The organism is Variovorax sp. FW305-3-2-15-B-LB1 (genome assembly GCF_058787635.1).
The window spans coordinates 1-14,232 of the sequence record NZ_JBYSZY010000072.1; the positions used below are offsets into that span (position 1 = coordinate 1).

16 protein-coding genes are annotated in these 14,232 nt (G+C 70.8%); 7 read left to right on the forward strand and 9 right to left on the reverse strand.

The genetic code is table 11. The features are described 5' to 3' along the window. Positions 1-271 precede the first annotated feature (271 nt). Complete coding sequence (locus tag AC3WQR_RS28540) at positions 272-1,204, forward strand: LysR family transcriptional regulator (protein ID WP_492745283.1); 933 nt, start codon at positions 272-274, stop codon at positions 1,202-1,204. Next, positions 1,201-2,190 (forward strand): Bug family tripartite tricarboxylate transporter substrate binding protein, encoded by a 990-nt coding sequence (locus AC3WQR_RS28545; RefSeq protein WP_492745285.1) that lies wholly within the window; start codon positions 1,201-1,203, stop codon positions 2,188-2,190. Before AC3WQR_RS28540 ends, AC3WQR_RS28545 begins: the two co-directional genes overlap by 4 nt. Here the strand turns inward: AC3WQR_RS28545 and AC3WQR_RS28550 are convergent. Beyond that, positions 2,187-3,308, reverse strand: coding sequence for a hypothetical protein (locus AC3WQR_RS28550; protein ID WP_492745287.1), 1,122 nt, complete (start codon positions 3,306-3,308; stop codon positions 2,187-2,189). The two genes, AC3WQR_RS28545 and AC3WQR_RS28550, sit on opposite strands and share 4 nt — an antisense overlap. 44 nt (positions 3,309-3,352) lie before the next feature. Next, positions 3,353-3,913 (reverse strand): putative glycolipid-binding domain-containing protein, encoded by a 561-nt coding sequence (locus AC3WQR_RS28555; RefSeq protein WP_062478000.1) that lies wholly within the window; start codon positions 3,911-3,913, stop codon positions 3,353-3,355. 63 nt (positions 3,914-3,976) lie between these two features. Here AC3WQR_RS28555 and AC3WQR_RS28560 point away from each other — a divergent pair, with 63 nt between their 5' ends. Then, complete coding sequence (locus AC3WQR_RS28560) at positions 3,977-4,594, forward strand: YiiX family permuted papain-like enzyme (RefSeq protein WP_492745289.1); 618 nt, start codon at positions 3,977-3,979, stop codon at positions 4,592-4,594. 6 nt (positions 4,595-4,600) lie between these two features. Here AC3WQR_RS28560 and AC3WQR_RS28565 read toward each other — a convergent pair whose 3' ends face one another. Further along, a complete protein-coding gene (locus tag AC3WQR_RS28565; protein WP_095949631.1) occupies positions 4,601-4,879 on the reverse strand; it encodes a contact-dependent growth inhibition system immunity protein in 279 nt (92 codons plus the stop codon). Positions 4,880-4,899: 20 nt separating this feature from the next. Next, on the reverse strand, positions 4,900-5,751 hold the full coding sequence (locus tag AC3WQR_RS28570) for an RNase A-like domain-containing protein (protein ID WP_062477997.1): 852 nt from the start codon (positions 5,749-5,751) through the stop codon (positions 4,900-4,902). A 169-nt stretch (positions 5,752-5,920) separates the two neighbouring features. Here AC3WQR_RS28570 and dinB point away from each other — a divergent pair, with 169 nt between their 5' ends. Beyond that, positions 5,921-7,105 carry a DNA polymerase IV gene (dinB, locus tag AC3WQR_RS28575; RefSeq protein ID WP_492745325.1) on the forward strand — a complete coding sequence of 395 codons (1,185 nt, stop codon included), beginning with the start codon at positions 5,921-5,923 and terminating at the stop codon, positions 7,103-7,105. Positions 7,106-7,112: 7 nt separating this feature from the next. Further along, positions 7,113-7,796, forward strand: coding sequence for a TIGR02117 family protein (locus tag AC3WQR_RS28580; protein ID WP_492745292.1), 684 nt, complete (start codon positions 7,113-7,115; stop codon positions 7,794-7,796). Between the two features lie 6 nt (positions 7,797-7,802). On the opposite strand, the gene AC3WQR_RS28585 is transcribed toward AC3WQR_RS28580, so the two are convergent. Continuing rightward, positions 7,803-8,870 carry a purine-nucleoside phosphorylase gene (locus AC3WQR_RS28585; RefSeq protein WP_492745294.1) on the reverse strand — a complete coding sequence of 356 codons (1,068 nt, stop codon included), beginning with the start codon at positions 8,868-8,870 and terminating at the stop codon, positions 7,803-7,805. 102 nt (positions 8,871-8,972) lie between these two features. Between AC3WQR_RS28585 and AC3WQR_RS28590 the strand changes: the two genes are divergently transcribed. Then, positions 8,973-10,130 (forward strand): DNA topoisomerase IB, encoded by a 1,158-nt coding sequence (locus AC3WQR_RS28590; protein WP_492745296.1) that lies wholly within the window; start codon positions 8,973-8,975, stop codon positions 10,128-10,130. Here the strand turns inward: AC3WQR_RS28590 and AC3WQR_RS28595 are convergent. Both AC3WQR_RS28595 and AC3WQR_RS28600 read right to left on the reverse strand, forming a co-directional pair. Next, positions 10,076-10,756, reverse strand: coding sequence for a hypothetical protein (locus tag AC3WQR_RS28595; RefSeq protein ID WP_095746526.1), 681 nt, complete (start codon positions 10,754-10,756; stop codon positions 10,076-10,078). The genes AC3WQR_RS28590 and AC3WQR_RS28595 overlap by 55 nt on opposite strands. 180 nt (positions 10,757-10,936) lie before the next feature. Next, positions 10,937-11,116: a DUF3606 domain-containing protein gene (locus tag AC3WQR_RS28600; RefSeq protein WP_062477985.1), complete on the reverse strand. Its 180-nt coding sequence runs from the start codon at positions 11,114-11,116 to the stop codon at positions 10,937-10,939. A gap of 181 nt (positions 11,117-11,297) precedes the next feature. Here AC3WQR_RS28600 and AC3WQR_RS28605 point away from each other — a divergent pair, with 181 nt between their 5' ends. After that, positions 11,298-11,765, forward strand: coding sequence for a nuclear transport factor 2 family protein (locus AC3WQR_RS28605; protein WP_492745298.1), 468 nt, complete (start codon positions 11,298-11,300; stop codon positions 11,763-11,765). Here the strand turns inward: AC3WQR_RS28605 and AC3WQR_RS28610 are convergent. Both AC3WQR_RS28610 and AC3WQR_RS28615 read right to left on the reverse strand, forming a co-directional pair. Continuing rightward, entirely contained in the window at positions 11,728-13,227 is a 1,500-nt protein-coding gene (locus tag AC3WQR_RS28610; protein WP_492745302.1) for a class I adenylate-forming enzyme family protein, read from the reverse strand. The genes AC3WQR_RS28605 and AC3WQR_RS28610 overlap by 38 nt on opposite strands. A 3-nt stretch (positions 13,228-13,230) precedes the next feature. Continuing rightward, the gene (locus tag AC3WQR_RS28615) at positions 13,231-14,220 is read right to left on the reverse strand and encodes a Bug family tripartite tricarboxylate transporter substrate binding protein (RefSeq protein ID WP_062477974.1); all 990 of its coding nucleotides are present in this window, start codon (positions 14,218-14,220) and stop codon (positions 13,231-13,233) included. Positions 14,221-14,232: the final 12 nt, after the last annotated feature.

Below are 14,232 nucleotides of genomic sequence, written 5' to 3' on the forward strand. Positions count from 1 at the left end.
GTGTCGCCGCTGGCGGGCGGCGGGGTCGGCAGGAAGAAGCCGGGGCTTCCTCCTCCACCTCCGCTGCCACCACCGCAGGCGGCCAGGACCAACGACGCGCCGATCAGCGCAACGACGACACGAAACTTCGAGGCAGGGCGCGGTGTGCGCATGGATTTGTCTCCGGCATGCCGCCTCGGCGGGCGGCTTGTTTGAAGGGGCGGCCGGACGATAGATTCCGTGTGACCTAGGGTCAAATAAAATAACAAGGCATATTCAATACAAAAAACATATGGACATACGCGCCCTGAGGTACTTCGTGGCCGTGGCCGGCACCGGCCACATGACGCGCGCCGCCGAGCAGCTGGGCATCCAGCAGCCGCCGCTGAGCCTGCAGATCAAGGCGCTGGAGCGCGAGCTGGGCGTGCTGCTGTTCAAGCGCCATCCGCGCGGCGTGGCGCTCACCGACGCCGGCCGGCTGTTCCAGGCCGAGGCGCTGCGCATGCTGCAGGACATGGAGGCCATGAAGCAGCGCATGGCGCGCGTGGCCCAGGGCCAGACCGGCACGCTGGCGGTCGGCTTCACCAGCTCGGCCGCCGCGCACCGCTTCATGCCCGAGGCGCTGCGCGCCTTTCGCCGCGCGCACCCCGGCGTGGAGCTGCAGCTGCGCGAAGACAACGCCGCCGAGCTCACCGAGGCGCTGGCCGCGGGCCGGTTGCACTGCGGCCTGCTGCGCGTGCCCGTGGCGCGGCCCGAGGGCCTGGTGTTCGAGACGCTGCTGCGCGAGCCCGTGTGGGTCGCGATGCCGAGCGATCACCGCTTCGCGCCTGCCGCAAATGGCAAGAAGCCCGCGAAGCCGCTGCCGCTGCCGCTGTCGAAACTCTGCGAAGAGGGCATCATCCTCGTGCGCCGCCCGGGCGCGCCCGGCCTCTATGCCGAGCTGCTCGCGCTGTGCCACGCGCAGGGCCTGCGCCCGCGCGTGGTGGCCGAAGTCGATCGCATGATGACCAACCTGAACCTCGTGGCCTCGGGCGTCGGCCTGTCGGTGGTGCCGACCTCGATGACCGGCGTGCACGCGCACGCCATCGCCTACACGCGACTGGCCGACGGCGGCCAGCTCGATGCGCCGCTCACGCTGGTGTCACGCGCCGACGAAGACAACCTGCCGGCGCGGCACTTCGCGGCGCTGCTGCGCGGGTTGGCCGAGGGGAACGCTGCCGCATGACCGTGCCGCTGTTGCGCCGCCATTTCCTGCAACGCGCCGGGTTCGCTGCCGTGTGCGCGTTGCCGCACCTGTCGCACGCTGCCCTGCCTTGGCCCCATCGCCCCGTGCGCCTGATCGTGGTCTACCCGCCGGGCGGCGTGAGCGATGGCATGGCGCGCGCGCTGGCCGAGCCACTGGCGCAGTCGCTGGGCGTGCCGGTGCTCATCGAACACCGCGCCGGCGCAGGTGGCAGCCTGGGCATGGACGCACTCGCACGCGCCACGCCCGACGGCCATACGCTGGCCTTTTCCGCCATCAGCCCGCTCACCCTGCACCCGCTGCTCGCGCGCGCGCCCTACGACCCGCTGCGCGCCTTCGTGCCCGTGGCGAGCGTGATGCGCACGCCGGTGCTGGTCGTGGGCACGCCGGCCTTCGCGGGCCGCGGCTTTGCAGAGTTGATCGCGCTGGCGCGCCGCCAGCCCGGCGCGGTGCGCTGGGCCACCTCGGGCGTGGCCACCATCGGCCACATGGTGCTCGCGCAGGTGCGCCTGCAAAGCCGCACCGACATCACGCACATCCCCTATCAAGGCGGCGGCCCGCAACTCAATGATGCGCTGAGCGGCCAGTTCGAGGTGCTGTCGACCAACGTCGCGGCGCAGCAGCTGCAGTACATCGAAGGCGGCCGGCTGCAGGCGCTGGCAGTCGGCGCGCCCGCGCGCATCGAAGCCTTGCCTGCGGTGCCCACGCTCGCGGAGCTGGGCTACGAGAAGGCGAACCGCGATTCACTCTTCGGCGTTTTCGCGCCCGCGCGCACGCCGGCGGCGGTGGTACAGCGCCTCAACGCCGAGATCAACCGCCTGCTGCAAGGCGACCCGCTGCGCGCGCGCCTGCGCGAGGCCTACAACCTGCCGGCCGGCGGGAGCCTCGAAGACTTCGCGCAGGAGATTGCGGCAGACCGGCGGCGCAACCGCGCGCTGGTGGCGGGGGCGCGCGCGCAGTTCGACTAAGGCTGCGCGGCCACCCAGCCGAAGCCCGCGTACCAGGGGCTGAAGCGTGACGGGCGCTGTTCGATGTCGACCTGCTTCACCGCGCTGGCCAGTGCGGGCGACACGTTGCGCAACGCCATCACGGTCCATGCGCGGTCGAGCTGCTTGAGCAGCCGAGCCTCGCAGCCGGGGCTCTCGCGCAGGCCGACAGGTGCCAGGCCCAGCTGCACGGCGACATGCCCCTGCGCGGCGGCGCGCTCCCAGAGCACGCGCCGGCGCTCGGAGCCCAGCAGCGTCAGCTGCCGCAGTTCGTACGTGCCGGCCGGCAGCACGCCGGGCACGGCGTTCACCTGCAAGCGCACATCCTTGCCCAGGCCGTTCCGGTCGGCCCCGAAGAGCCACTCGAAGTGATCGGTGGGCACCTGCGCCTGGATCGCCATCAGGCAGGGCGCGGGCAAGGGTTGCGTGCCCCGCAGCGTCTGGCGCGTGAGCACCATCAGCTCGGCGGTCTTCGACACCAGCGACAACGGGACCGGTGCCTGGTCACCCGCCACGATCTGCGCGTCGATCGCGGCAGGCAGCGTCGGCACGGTGGCGGCGTTGGCCGCGTGCGCCAGCACCTGCGGGAACAGCACGGGCATCGTCCTGCCGTTGCCGAAGCTCTCGCCCGTGGCGATCTCCAGGCGATCGGCGGTCAGGCGGTAGTAGCTCGGCAGCGTCGCCTCAACGTCGTAACCGCCGCGGCGCGTGGTGACGCGTTGGTAGAACTCGCGCGATGTGCTCTTCAGCAGCGGCTGCAGTGCGCGCACCAATTCCTGGCGCTGCGCGTCACTGACAGCGTTCAGTTCAATGCGGATGCGGTTGGACGGGTAGGTGAAGAGCTTGGCCATGCCTCGCTCAAGTTCCGCGGGGTCGGACCCGCGCGTCACGTAGAGAACAAAGCCGCCCACCAGCGCGGCAATGCAGGTCCCCCACGTGAAGTAGCTCGTGACCTTGCGAAAACGGTCGGCGGCCCGCGAAGTGCCCATCCACCCCGCCAGCACCTCCCGGACGCCAAAGAGCACGACGCCGAGAACCAGGACGCCGAACATCAGCAGCACCACGGTGGCTGCATTGAAGGCGAAACTCAAAAGGCCCATGCCGCCGCGTTCAGGCGCAGCGCCCGACAACTCCAAACAACGCGTCAGTCCTCCGCGCGCCAGAGCCGCGGATAGTCGCTCACGAACCCATCCGCCGTGACGCCCAGCACCTCCGCATAGTCGAAGCGCTTGGCTTCATACGCATACGTGCCCTCGCCGCGCCGCTCGTAGCGCTGCATCAGCTCGCTGAGCCCGCCGTCTTCGATGTCCACCCAGGCCGCCGGTGCGTCGGCGCTTTCGCCGGGCGCGAGGTTCAGGCGGCGCAGTTGCAGCAGGTTGGTGGCGGGGGTGAAGCCCAGGTCGAGGTCGACGCAGTGCGACATGTCGGACACGGCTTCGTCGTTGAGCTTCCAGTGGCCGCGCGCGTCGCGCGTGATCGACAGGTCGATGGCCGACTCGCCGAGCCAGCCGCGCACGGTGCCCCATTGCGTGTGCCAGAGCAGGTCGCAGCGCACGCGGTAGTGCAGTTGCGCGATGCGCCCGCCTTCGGTGCGGAACACCGCGGCGCCGTCGAGCTGCCAGGCCGAGGCATTGCGTTCGAGGCGGCAGGCATCGTGGCCCGGTGCATCGAGCCTGCGCCAGAGGATGGAGGCGACGGTTTGCATATGGCGCGGATCATGGCACCGGCATGCCGCGGGGCGCAAGCGGCATCCCGCAAAATGCCCTGCATGTCGAAAGCCCTTTACACGTCGTTGTCTGCCCTTTTCACCCTCCTGACAGCCGGCGCGGGCCATGCGGCCACCGCACTGAAGGACGGCGACATCATCTTCCACACCTCGCGCTCGGCGCAAAGCCTGGCCGTGCAGCGCGCCACGGGCTCGCGCTACAGCCACATGGGCATCGTGCTGCTGCGAGAGGGCAAACCCTACGTGTTCGAGGCGGTCTCGACGGTGCGCTACACGCCGCTGGCGCAATGGACGGCGCGCGGCAACGGTGGCCACTACGTGGTGAAGCGGCTGCGCGACGCCGGCACGCGGCTCACGCCCGGCGCCGTGGCGCGCCTGCATGCGCGCACCTCGGACTTCGCGGGCCGCCCGTACGACCTGACCTTCGAATGGTCGGATTCGCGCATCTACTGCTCGGAACTGGTGTGGAAGCTCTATGACCGCGCGCTGGGCGTGCGCATCGGCGAGCTGCAGAAGATTCGCAGCTTCAACCTCGGCGACCCGGCCGTGCGCGCCAAGATGCGCGAGCGCTACGGCGACACCGTGCCCATGGACGAGCCGGTGATTTCGCCTGTGGCGATGTTCGACTCGCCGCTGCTGGTGACGGTCGAGTCGCGCTGAGCAGCGTCAGCGCACCGCAGCCAGCACGCTGTCGAGAAACTGTTTCGCCGGCGTGCCGAAATCTTCAGGGATGTAGTCGCGCGAGAAGTCGCGTGCAAACGCCGCTTCGAGGTCGTCGTGCGAACCGAGGTAGTCGGCGATCTCGGCGCGCAATGCGGCCAGCTCGGCCTCGGTGCTCGACTCGCGGTACGAGGCCATGATCTCGGCGCCGGTTTCGCCGAAGAGGATGTCGGCGTCCTGGCCGAAATAGACCTTGGTGAGGTGGTCGATCAGTTCGAATCGCATCGTGGGTCGTAGGGGAAAAATCAGAACGGATGGGCGGTGAGGATGTAGAACGGCTTGCCGTTGTACGTGCGCATGTTCAGCGTCACGCGCACCTTGGTGAGCTGGCTCACGGCAGTGCTGCCGCGCTGCACGCCGATGCCGACCACGGTGCCGATGTCGTGCTCGAAGGCCACGGGCTTGGAGCCCACCGCCGCGGAGCGCGACCACGCGCGAATGGCCCGTGCGTTGGCGCGCACGGTCTGGCTGATGGCCGACTCGGCGGTGGCCAGGTCGAAGAACGACGACGAGCGCTGCAGGCTGGGCTTCTTCGCGAAGCGGTCGAGCAGCTCCTGCGCCGACTTGCCCACGTGCTCTCGGATGGTGTGGCCGCCGGCCTTCGAACCCGCAATGCCCTCGTGCTCGATGAGGCGCACGGGCTCGAGCTTGAAGCGGCTCGCGCGCACCGCGATGACGCGCGATGCGGCCAGCCCGCCGGCCACGAAGAGCGGCACCGCCACGTCGACCGCGAGCCCCACCTGCGCGCCGGTTTCGGGCGAGGCGCCCAGCGCCTGCGCGGTGGCGTCGGCGGTGAGCGCGGTGGCGGTGCGCTGCGTCTGGCCGGTCCATATCTGGCGCGCGGCCGTGGCGGTGACGTCGCTGCCGTGCGCGCCCAGCACCACGCAGCCGACCTTGCTGGCCATGGTGGGCTCGGGCGCCACGCACAGCACGCCGGCGCCGACCAGTTCGATCACGCCGCCGATCAGCGCCGCCGTGCCCCAGAGCCGGTTGCTGAGGCTGGCCGACTCGGGCACGTCTTCGCCGCCGAGCACCGCCGCCATCTGCACCGGCGTCAGCGCGACCGACAGGCCGCCTTCCACCTCGTCGTCACCCATCGTGCATTCCTTTCCGTTCACCACCTGCGTGGGGATTGAAATTCCGCCGCATTCTTGCACGCGACACGGGGGCGGGCGAACATGCCCGGAGAGCGAGACAATTGTCACCGTGAGTTTCCAGCCCGCGCCGCCCCCGGCCCCTCCGATCCGCCGCATTGCCCACCTCGACATGGACGCGTTCTACGCGTCCGTCGAGTTGCTGCGCTACCCGCAGCTCAAGGGGCTGCCGGTGGTCATCGGCGGCGGACGGCGCCGCGTCGACGAGGCGATCCGCGAACTGCCCGAAGGCGCCACGCTGGCCGACATTCCGATCGAGGCCTTTCCGCGCCTGAAGGACTACACGGGGCGCGGCGTGATCACCACCGCCACCTACCCCGCGCGGCAGTTCGGCATCGGTTCGGCCATGGGGCTCATGAAGGCCGCCAAGCTGTGCCCGCAGGCGCTGATCCTGCCGGTCGATTTCGACGAGTACCGGCGCTTCTCGCGCACCTTCAAGCAGGTGATCCTGGACATCGCGCCGCTCATGGAAGACCGCGGCGTGGACGAGGTGTACATCGACTTCACCGACGTGCCCGGCGGCCAGCGCGACGGCGGGCGCTCGCTGGCACGGCTGATCCAGAAATCGATCTTCGACGCCACGGGCCTGACCTGCTCGATCGGCGTGGCGCCCAACAAGCTCATCGCCAAGATGGCCAGCGAGTTCGAGAAACCCAACGGCATCTCGGTGGTCTACGAGCACGACCTCGAAAGCCGCATCTGGCCCCTGCCCTGCCGCAAGGTGAACGGCATCGGCCCCAAGGCCGACGAGAAGCTCAAGCGCTTCGGCATCGAGACCGTGGGCCAGCTGGCGGCACGCGAGCGCGGCTGGCTCATCGACACCTTCGGCAAGGCCACGGGCGCGTGGATGCACGAGGTGGCCTGGGGCCGCGACAACCGCCCCGTGGTGACCGAGAGCGAGCCCGTGTCGATGAGCCGCGAGACCACCTTCGAGCGCGACCTGCACGCGGTGCGCGACCGCGCCGAGCTGGGCGCGATCTTCACGCACCTGTGCGAGAAGCTGGCCGAAGACCTGCAGCGCAAGGGCTACGTGGGCAAGACCATCGGCATCAAGCTGCGCTACGACGACTTCAAGATCGCCACGCGCGACCAGACCATCGACCGCTTCACCGACGACGGCAAGACCATCCGCCAGGTCGGCGGCCAGTGCTTGAAGCGCGTGCCGCTGGAGCGGCCGCTGCGCCTCCTGGGCGTGCGCGTGGGCGCGCTGGCCAAGGCCGGGAGCCCCGAGGCGCTGGCGCCCGCTGGCAACGCTCGCAGCGCGGTGCCGGTGGCGACCACGGCGTCGCTCTTCTGACACCACCATGATCCGACGCTGGCTGAGACGCATCGCCCTCACCTTGCTGGGGCTGCTGCTCGCCATCACGCTGTATGTGGCGGTGGCTTGCGCGCTGGTCTTCCTGCCGGCCAACGCGAAACCGCCGGCCGAGCCTGCGACCGTCGAGGCCTGGGTGCTGAGCAACGGCGTGCACACCGACCTGGTGTTTCCGGTCCGCTCGGCCACGGTCGACTGGCTGCAGCTCTTTCCGCTGTCCGACTTCAAGGCACCGCCGCCCGATGCCGAGTTCGTCGCCATCGGCTGGGGCGACCGCGAGTTCTACCTGCACACACCTACCTGGGGCGACCTGACGGCCGCGCGCGCCTTCGGGGCGCTGTCGGGTGGCAATCGCTCGCTGCTGCACGTGACCTACCTGCAGCGCGCGCAGTTGCGGCGCGGGGCCTACAAGCTGCCGCTCTCGCAGCCGCAGTACGCGCAGCTCGTGGCCTACGTGCGCGCCACGCTGCCTTCAGGCCGTGCGACGCCGATCGCGGGCGCGCACTACGCGAGCGACGATGCCTTCTACGAAGCCCAGGGCAGCTACCACCTGTTCGAGACCTGCAACACCTGGACCGGCCGCGGCCTGCGCCAGGCCGGCGTCACGGTGAGCCGCTGGACGCCCTTCGACTTCAACGTGACGTGGCACCTGCAGCCCGTGCTGCAGCCCTGACGATCTTCAGGGCTTGGGCACGCCTGCCGACCAGGTGGGCCAGTTCTTCACGATGTGGTCGACCACGCGCGTACCGACCAGCGCGATGTTCTCCACCGTCTCGGCAAAGCCGCCCGCCGTCTCGCCCGGTGCCGGGTCCAGGTGCTGCAGCGTGCTTTCCTTCGGGTTGCCCTGGTCGAAGTTGACCGCGCCGCGCAGGCTCATCACGCGGTCGGTGCCATGGGTGCGCTTGATCACGAGGGTGATGGCGGCGGCTTCCATTTCGGTGATCACGTAGTCGTCGGCGCCATACAGCTTGGCGATGTACTGCGCCTGCTTCGACATGCCGGGGCCGTGGAAGAAGGTGTCGCCCGTCATGTGCGTGCCGGTGCCCACGAAGGGGGCGCGGCGCGCGGCGGCGTCGGGGTAGCGCAGGCGGTACTTGCGCGCCGATTCCGCGTCCTTGAGCGGCGTGTCGGCCGACAGCTTCATGGCCCAGCCGACGAGGTCGGGGTTGAGCTTGAAGCGGCGGTACTCCTCGTAGCCCTTGCGCGGCATGAAGGTGGGTTCGCCGGGCTTGTTCTCTTCGGGGGCCCAGCGGTGGCCGAGGTCGTAGTCGACCAGCCATGTGGCCCAGCTCACCTCGCCGATGGTGCCGCGCTGGGGCGGCGTGCCGGCCACGCCGGAGATCACGTAGTAGGCCTGCGAGAAGTCGAACTTCGGGTTCAGCAGGATGGCCTGCATCGACGACGACGAGTTGACCTTGCCCATGCCCAGCACCGCGCCGCACACGCCGTCGGCGTTGCAGTACACGGGCTGCAGCGCGCCGGGCACGGCCACGGGCGTCGCGCCCTTCCAGTAGCGCTCGTACCAGTGCTGGAACTCGCCGGCGCGGTCGCCGGTGTTCTGGCCGATCTCGAACATGGCGGCCACGAACACCTTCACCTTGACGGGGGCACCGGTGGGGGCGGCGGCAGCGGCGCGCGTGTCGGCCGTGGGCGAGGTGGAGGCACAGGCCGTGGCGAGCAGCACGGCGCCGCACAGCGCCAGGCCGCGGCTGCCCAGGGAGAAGCGACAGGAGTTCAGGAGGGACATGGGTGGAATCCGAAGAGAAGGAAGGAAAGGAAAGCGCGCCTCGGCAACAGCGTGCGGCGTCCTACACCGCACGATTGTCGATGCTGGCACAAGCGCGATGTCATGCCTTCGATGCAAACCCCATGCCGGCCCGCGCCGGCTGCCACCTCAGCGCTGGCCGGCGGGCTGGTCTACGTGAACCCCGGCATGCCGGGCATCCGCCGGCTGAAGTGGGGCGACGGCTTTCGCTACCGCGACGCGCACGGCCGCTGGCTGCGCGATGCCGACGCGCTCGCGCGCATCCGCAGCCTGGCCATTCCGCCGGCCTACACCGAGGTGTGGATCTGCCCGCTGCCGCAGGGCCACCTGCAGGCCACGGGCCTGGACGCGCGCGGCCGCACGCAGTACCGCTACCACCCCGACTGGCGTGCGCTGCAGGACGGCACCAAGTTCGAGCGCCTCGCGGCCTTCGGGCGTGCCCTGCCCCGTTTGCGCGCCCGCGTGGCGCGCGACCTGCGCACGGGCACCAAGACACCCGGTCGCGCTCAGGTGATCGCCACGCTGGTGCGCCTGCTCGACACCACGCTGCTGCGCGTGGGCAACGAGGCCTACGCCAGCAGCAACGGCTCGTTCGGCCTCACCACGCTGCGCAACCGCCACGCGGCGGTGCAGGGCTCGGCGCTGCGGCTGCGCTTTCGCGGCAAGAGCGGCGTGGCGCACGAGGCGCGCGTCGACGACCCGCGCGTGGCCCGCGTGGTGCGCCAGTGCCAGCAGCTGCCGGGGCAGGCGCTGTTCCAGTACACGGACGAAGCGGGCGAGGTGCGCGGCGTGTCGTCCAACGACGTGAACGACTACATCGCCGACGCCACCGACACAGGCAAGGGCGAAGGCGAGCGCTTCACCGCCAAGGACTTCCGCACCTGGCACGGCACGGTGCAGGCGCTGGAGCTCACGCGGCTGGCCTGTGCCTGGGAGGGCGAGCGCCGGCCCGGCGCCAGGGACATCCTCGCGGCCGTGGCGCGGCAGCTCGGCAACACGCCGGCGGTCTGCAAGAAGGCCTACGTGCACCCGGCCGTGCTGGCGCTGGGCGAGGCGCTGGCGCGCGAGGACGACACGGCGGCGACGGGCACTTTGCTGGAGAAGATCGCGGCCCGTGCCACCACGGCCGGCCCGGCGCGCGGCCTGGTGGCGGCGGAGCGGCGATTGCTCGCCTTCCTGCGGACGTCTCAGCCCGCCGCGAGGGCGAAGCGCACGGTGTCGGCGTCGAGCAGCACGGCGTAGCCGAGGTCTTCGGCCAGGTTCTGCAGCGCCACGGTGTCGATGGCCAGGGCGCGCGGCGCGCGGTGGGCGTCGAGCACCGCGTTCGCGCCGCCGGCCTCGCGCACCCGGGCGTGCAGGCGCAGCGCGTCGGTGCCGTCGGGCTCGATGCGGATGGTGCCGGCCTCGTCCGCACCGTCGTGCAGGTAGCCCAGCGCGCCCAGGAACAGGTAGCGCAGCGCGGCGGCATTGGGCCAGCGCGGCTCGTCGTCCTGCGGGGCGGCGAGCGCCTCGTCGACCTCGAGCGCCACACCGTGCAGGTCGAAGGCCGAGCGCATCAGCGTCATGCACTGCGCCACCAGCGCGCTGCGCGTGATGCCGTCGTCGGTGGTGGCCAGTTCCCAGTCGCGCAGCGAGCGGATCGCGGCCACCAGCTCGGACACCTGGCTGTCGATGAGGTTCACCCGCTCCTCGCAGGCCGCGGGGTCGACGGGGTCGGCCGCCACCTGGCGCTTGAGCATCAGCACCGCCATGCGGATCACCGAGACGGGCGCCGTCATGTCGTGCCGCAGCGCCGGCAGGGCGCGCGTGAGCAGCTCGTGGCGCACGCCGGCCGCAATCCAGCTGCGGGCGCTGGGAGACGACTTCATCGCGGCGCAGCGGCCCGCAAGGGCGCGCGGCCCGTGGGACGAGAGGCGGCAGGGAGCACGGTCAAGGCAGAATTCCTGAAGGCGGGAACAAGGCCACGAGTATCGGCCCCGCTCCGCGCCGCGGCTGTAGGAGCCTGCCTACGCGCGCCCTGCCCGCCGGGCCGCACCTGCAGCGCGCGCTCAGGGTTTGCCGAGGTAGGTGCGCACGTCCTTCACCTCGACCCCGGCGGCCGCGACGGCCGAGCGCAGCTGCGCCTCGGTCACGCCCAGCGTTTGGGTCCAGTAGCGAACCTCGTGGAGTTCGTTGACATTGATGCGGGCCGCATCCTGCGGTCCGCGCTTGCTCAGGTCATCGGCCATGGCGTGGATTCCTTGTTGAAGGCTCCCACGATGCGGCCTGCACGGCGCATCGGCTGGCGGACAGCAGCGCGGCTCCTTGCAGGATAAGTCCGAGAGCGCGTTGCAGATGTCCGGAAGCAGCGGGCCGGCGCAACGCGGCGCCCCTATCGTCGCCGCTCCTTCACTTCATCCGCCGCACCCCATGACCCCCGAGCAGAACAAGCGCGCCGTCGTCGACGCCTGGAAGGCCTTCGCCAGCCGCGACCCCCAGCGCGTGCGCGCCGCCTTCACCGACGACGCCGAATGGCTGGCGCCCAAGGACAACGCCACCGGCGTGGCCCTGGGCTTCACCGACCACATGATCGGGCCGCAGACGATCGTGCGCTTCCTGGTCGAGGAGTTTCCCAAGCTGTTCGTGGCCGACGTGTCGGTGGACTTCACCCACCTGCTCTGCGACGGCGACACCGTGGTGCTGGAGATGCACCTGCAGGCGACGCTCGCCAGCGGCCGGCCCTACGACAACGACTACTGCTTCATCCTCGAGCTGCGCGAGGGCCGCATCGCCCGCATGCGCGAGTACATGGACACGCAGAAGGGCCGCCGCAGCGTCATCGGCGACCTGCCCTCTGACCTCAGGGCTGCCGGGCCCGTGATTGCAGTTCCCGCTTGAGCAGCTTGCCGTTGGCAGTGGTCGGCATCGCGTCGATCACCTCGATGCGCGCCGGCCGCTTGTAGGGCGACAGGTGCTCGGCCAGGTGGGCGCGCAGCGCCGCCTCGTCGAGCACCGCGCCCGGGTTCAGCTCGACGAAGGCGACGATCTGCTCGTTGCCGTCGGCCTCGGGCACGCCGACCACGGCGCACAGGTGCACGCCGGCGAAGCGCCCGATCACCGCCTCGACCTCGGCCGGGTACACGTTGAAGCCCGAGCGGATGATCATTTCCTTCAGCCGCCCCACCACGAACAGCGCGCCGTCGGCGTCGAAGCGGCCGAGGTCGCCGGTGGCGTACCAGCCGCCGGGGCGCATCACCTGCGCGGTGGCGGCCGCGTCGCGGAAGTAGCCCAGCATCAGGCCCGGGCCGCGCAGCCAGATCTCGCCGCTGTCGCCGGGTGCAGCCTCCGTGCCCTCGGGCGTGACGATGCGCCCCTCGCCGCCCTCGACCACGTAGCCGGCCGAGGTGTCGGCGCGTGGCGCCTCGGTGCGCGTGAGAAACACCGAGCCCGCGTACTCCGACAGGCCGTAGCCGTAGTGCAGCGGCTGGCCGAACAGCCGCTCCACGCGCTGCTTGAGCGCCGGATCGAGCGGCGCGGAGCCGGTGTACACGTAGCGCAAATTCGGAAAGCGCGGCGCCAGCTGCTGCGCCTCGATGTGCGCCAGCAGCCGCGCGTACATGGTCGGCGGCCCGAGCAGGTTCGACACCTGCCCGTGCGCCAGCGCCTCGAGCATGTCGGCCGGCGAGAAGCTGCCGCGCAGCACCAGCGCGGCCCCGCCCGTGAGTGCGGCCATCAGCACGGTGCCGATGCCGAAGATGTGGGTCATCGGCAGGAAGGCGTAGACGCGGTCGCGCGTGTCGAGCGCGCGCACCGCCGCCGACACGCGGCCGAAGTGCAGCAGCCCGCGGTGCGACACCATCACGCCCTTGGGCGTGCCCGAGGTGCCCGAGGTGAAGATGATCGCGGCGGCATCGGCCAGTGCCGGGTCGGGCTCGGGGCGGGCGTCGGCGCGCGCGGCGGTCAACATCACGCCGGGCAGCGTGGCCGGCACGGCCGACGCGCGCTGCGCATGCGTGCGCGCCGCGTCGGACGCGTCGGTGGTGAAGCCACACAGGCGCGCGTCGGCGCGCTCGGCGATGGCGGCGATCTCGCCCGGCGACATGCGCGCGTTGACGCCGCACGACCACGCGCCCACGCGGCTGCAGGCCAGCAGCAGCGCGATGTGGGCGGCGCAGTTCTCGGCCACCAGCAGCACGCGGTCGGTCGGCCGCACGCCGGCGGCGAGCAGGTCGTTCGCGGCGGTCTCGACCATGGCCTGCAACGCGCCATAGGTGGTGGTGCCATCGGGTTCGTGGAGGAACACCGCGTCCGGCGTGCGGGCCGCGCGGTCTTCGAGCAGGTGATGAATGCGGGGCTGCATCGGCTATTCCGCTTCGATGCCCTTGGACGCGCTCGCCCACAGCTTGCGGTCCGACACGCCCTTGGTCGCCAGCACCTCCGGCGCGCCCGCCCAGACCTCGTAGCCCTGCTCGCGCAGGCGGTGCGCGATGTCTTCGCGCGCCAGCATCTTCTGCGCCGCGGCGTTCACGCGCGCCACCAGCGCCGGGTCCATGCGCGCCGGGCCGTACAGGCCGAACCAGCCGCCCACGTCATAGCCGGGCACGCCCGACTCGATCATGGTCGGCACGTCGGGCAGCATGCGGTTGCGCTGGCGCGAGGTGACGGCCAGCGCGCGCAGCTTGCCCGACTGGATGAAGGGCCGCGAGGTGGCGATGATGTCGAACATCATCGGCACGGTGCCGGCCATCACGTCGGCCAGCGCCGGGGCGCTGCCCTTGTACGGCACGTGCGTGAGCTGCACGCCGCTCATCTTCTCGAGCAGCGCGCCGCTCAGGTGGTTCGATGCGCCCACGCCCGCCGAGCCGTAGAACAGCTTGCCGGGCTTGGCCTTGGCATAGGCCAGCAGCTCGCCCACGTTGCGCACCGGCAGGTCGTTGTTGACCACCAGCACGTTGGTGTAGTCGACCAGCGGCGCCAGCGGCGTGAGGTCCTTCATCGGATCGAAGGGCATGCTGCGCTGCACGTTCGGGTTGATGGTGATGGTCGGGCTCGCGCCGAAGAACAGCATCGCACCGTCGGGCGGCGCCTTGGCCACGGCGTTGCCGCCGAGCGAACCGGCGGCGCCGGGCCGGTTGTCGACGATCACCTGCGTGCCCAACTCCTGGCCCAGCGCGGGCGCAAGCAGGCGCGCGGCGCCGTCCACCGGCCCGCCGGCCGAATAGCCCACCACCAGCTTGATGAGCGGCGGCAGCGGCTGCTGCGCGAAGGCGCGGTGCGGCAGTGCGGCCAGCGCCGCGCCGCCCGCCAGCGCGGCCATGAGCTGGCGGCGCGAAAAGAGGTCGAGGGATTGCATGAGCGTTGTCTC

Coding starts and splice junctions, on each gene's coding strand:
- AC3WQR_RS28585 (WP_492745294.1), bottom strand. CDS start 8,870: ATGTCCCTCCTGAACTCCTGTCGCTTCTCCCTGGGCAGCCGCGGCCTG.
- AC3WQR_RS28610 (WP_492745302.1), bottom strand. CDS start 13,227: ATGCAGCCCCGCATTCATCACCTGCTCGAAGACCGCGCGGCCCGCACG.
- AC3WQR_RS28550 (WP_492745287.1), bottom strand. CDS start 3,308: ATGGGCCTTTTGAGTTTCGCCTTCAATGCAGCCACCGTGGTGCTGCTG.
- AC3WQR_RS28600 (WP_062477985.1), bottom strand. CDS start 11,116: ATGGCCGATGACCTGAGCAAGCGCGGACCGCAGGATGCGGCCCGCATC.
- AC3WQR_RS28595 (WP_095746526.1), bottom strand. CDS start 10,756: ATGAAGTCGTCTCCCAGCGCCCGCAGCTGGATTGCGGCCGGCGTGCGC.
- AC3WQR_RS28605 (WP_492745298.1), top strand. CDS start 11,298: ATGACCCCCGAGCAGAACAAGCGCGCCGTCGTCGACGCCTGGAAGGCC.
- AC3WQR_RS28545 (WP_492745285.1), top strand. CDS start 1,201: ATGACCGTGCCGCTGTTGCGCCGCCATTTCCTGCAACGCGCCGGGTTC.
- AC3WQR_RS28560 (WP_492745289.1), top strand. CDS start 3,977: ATGTCGAAAGCCCTTTACACGTCGTTGTCTGCCCTTTTCACCCTCCTG.
- AC3WQR_RS28540 (WP_492745283.1), top strand. CDS start 272: ATGGACATACGCGCCCTGAGGTACTTCGTGGCCGTGGCCGGCACCGGC.
- AC3WQR_RS28570 (WP_062477997.1), bottom strand. CDS start 5,751: ATGGGTGACGACGAGGTGGAAGGCGGCCTGTCGGTCGCGCTGACGCCG.
- AC3WQR_RS28565 (WP_095949631.1), bottom strand. CDS start 4,879: ATGCGATTCGAACTGATCGACCACCTCACCAAGGTCTATTTCGGCCAG.
- AC3WQR_RS28555 (WP_062478000.1), bottom strand. CDS start 3,913: ATGCAAACCGTCGCCTCCATCCTCTGGCGCAGGCTCGATGCACCGGGC.
- AC3WQR_RS28580 (WP_492745292.1), top strand. CDS start 7,113: ATGATCCGACGCTGGCTGAGACGCATCGCCCTCACCTTGCTGGGGCTG.
- dinB (WP_492745325.1), top strand. CDS start 5,921: ATGGACGCGTTCTACGCGTCCGTCGAGTTGCTGCGCTACCCGCAGCTC.
- AC3WQR_RS28590 (WP_492745296.1), top strand. CDS start 8,973: ATGCCTTCGATGCAAACCCCATGCCGGCCCGCGCCGGCTGCCACCTCA.
- AC3WQR_RS28615 (WP_062477974.1), bottom strand. CDS start 14,220: ATGCAATCCCTCGACCTCTTTTCGCGCCGCCAGCTCATGGCCGCGCTG.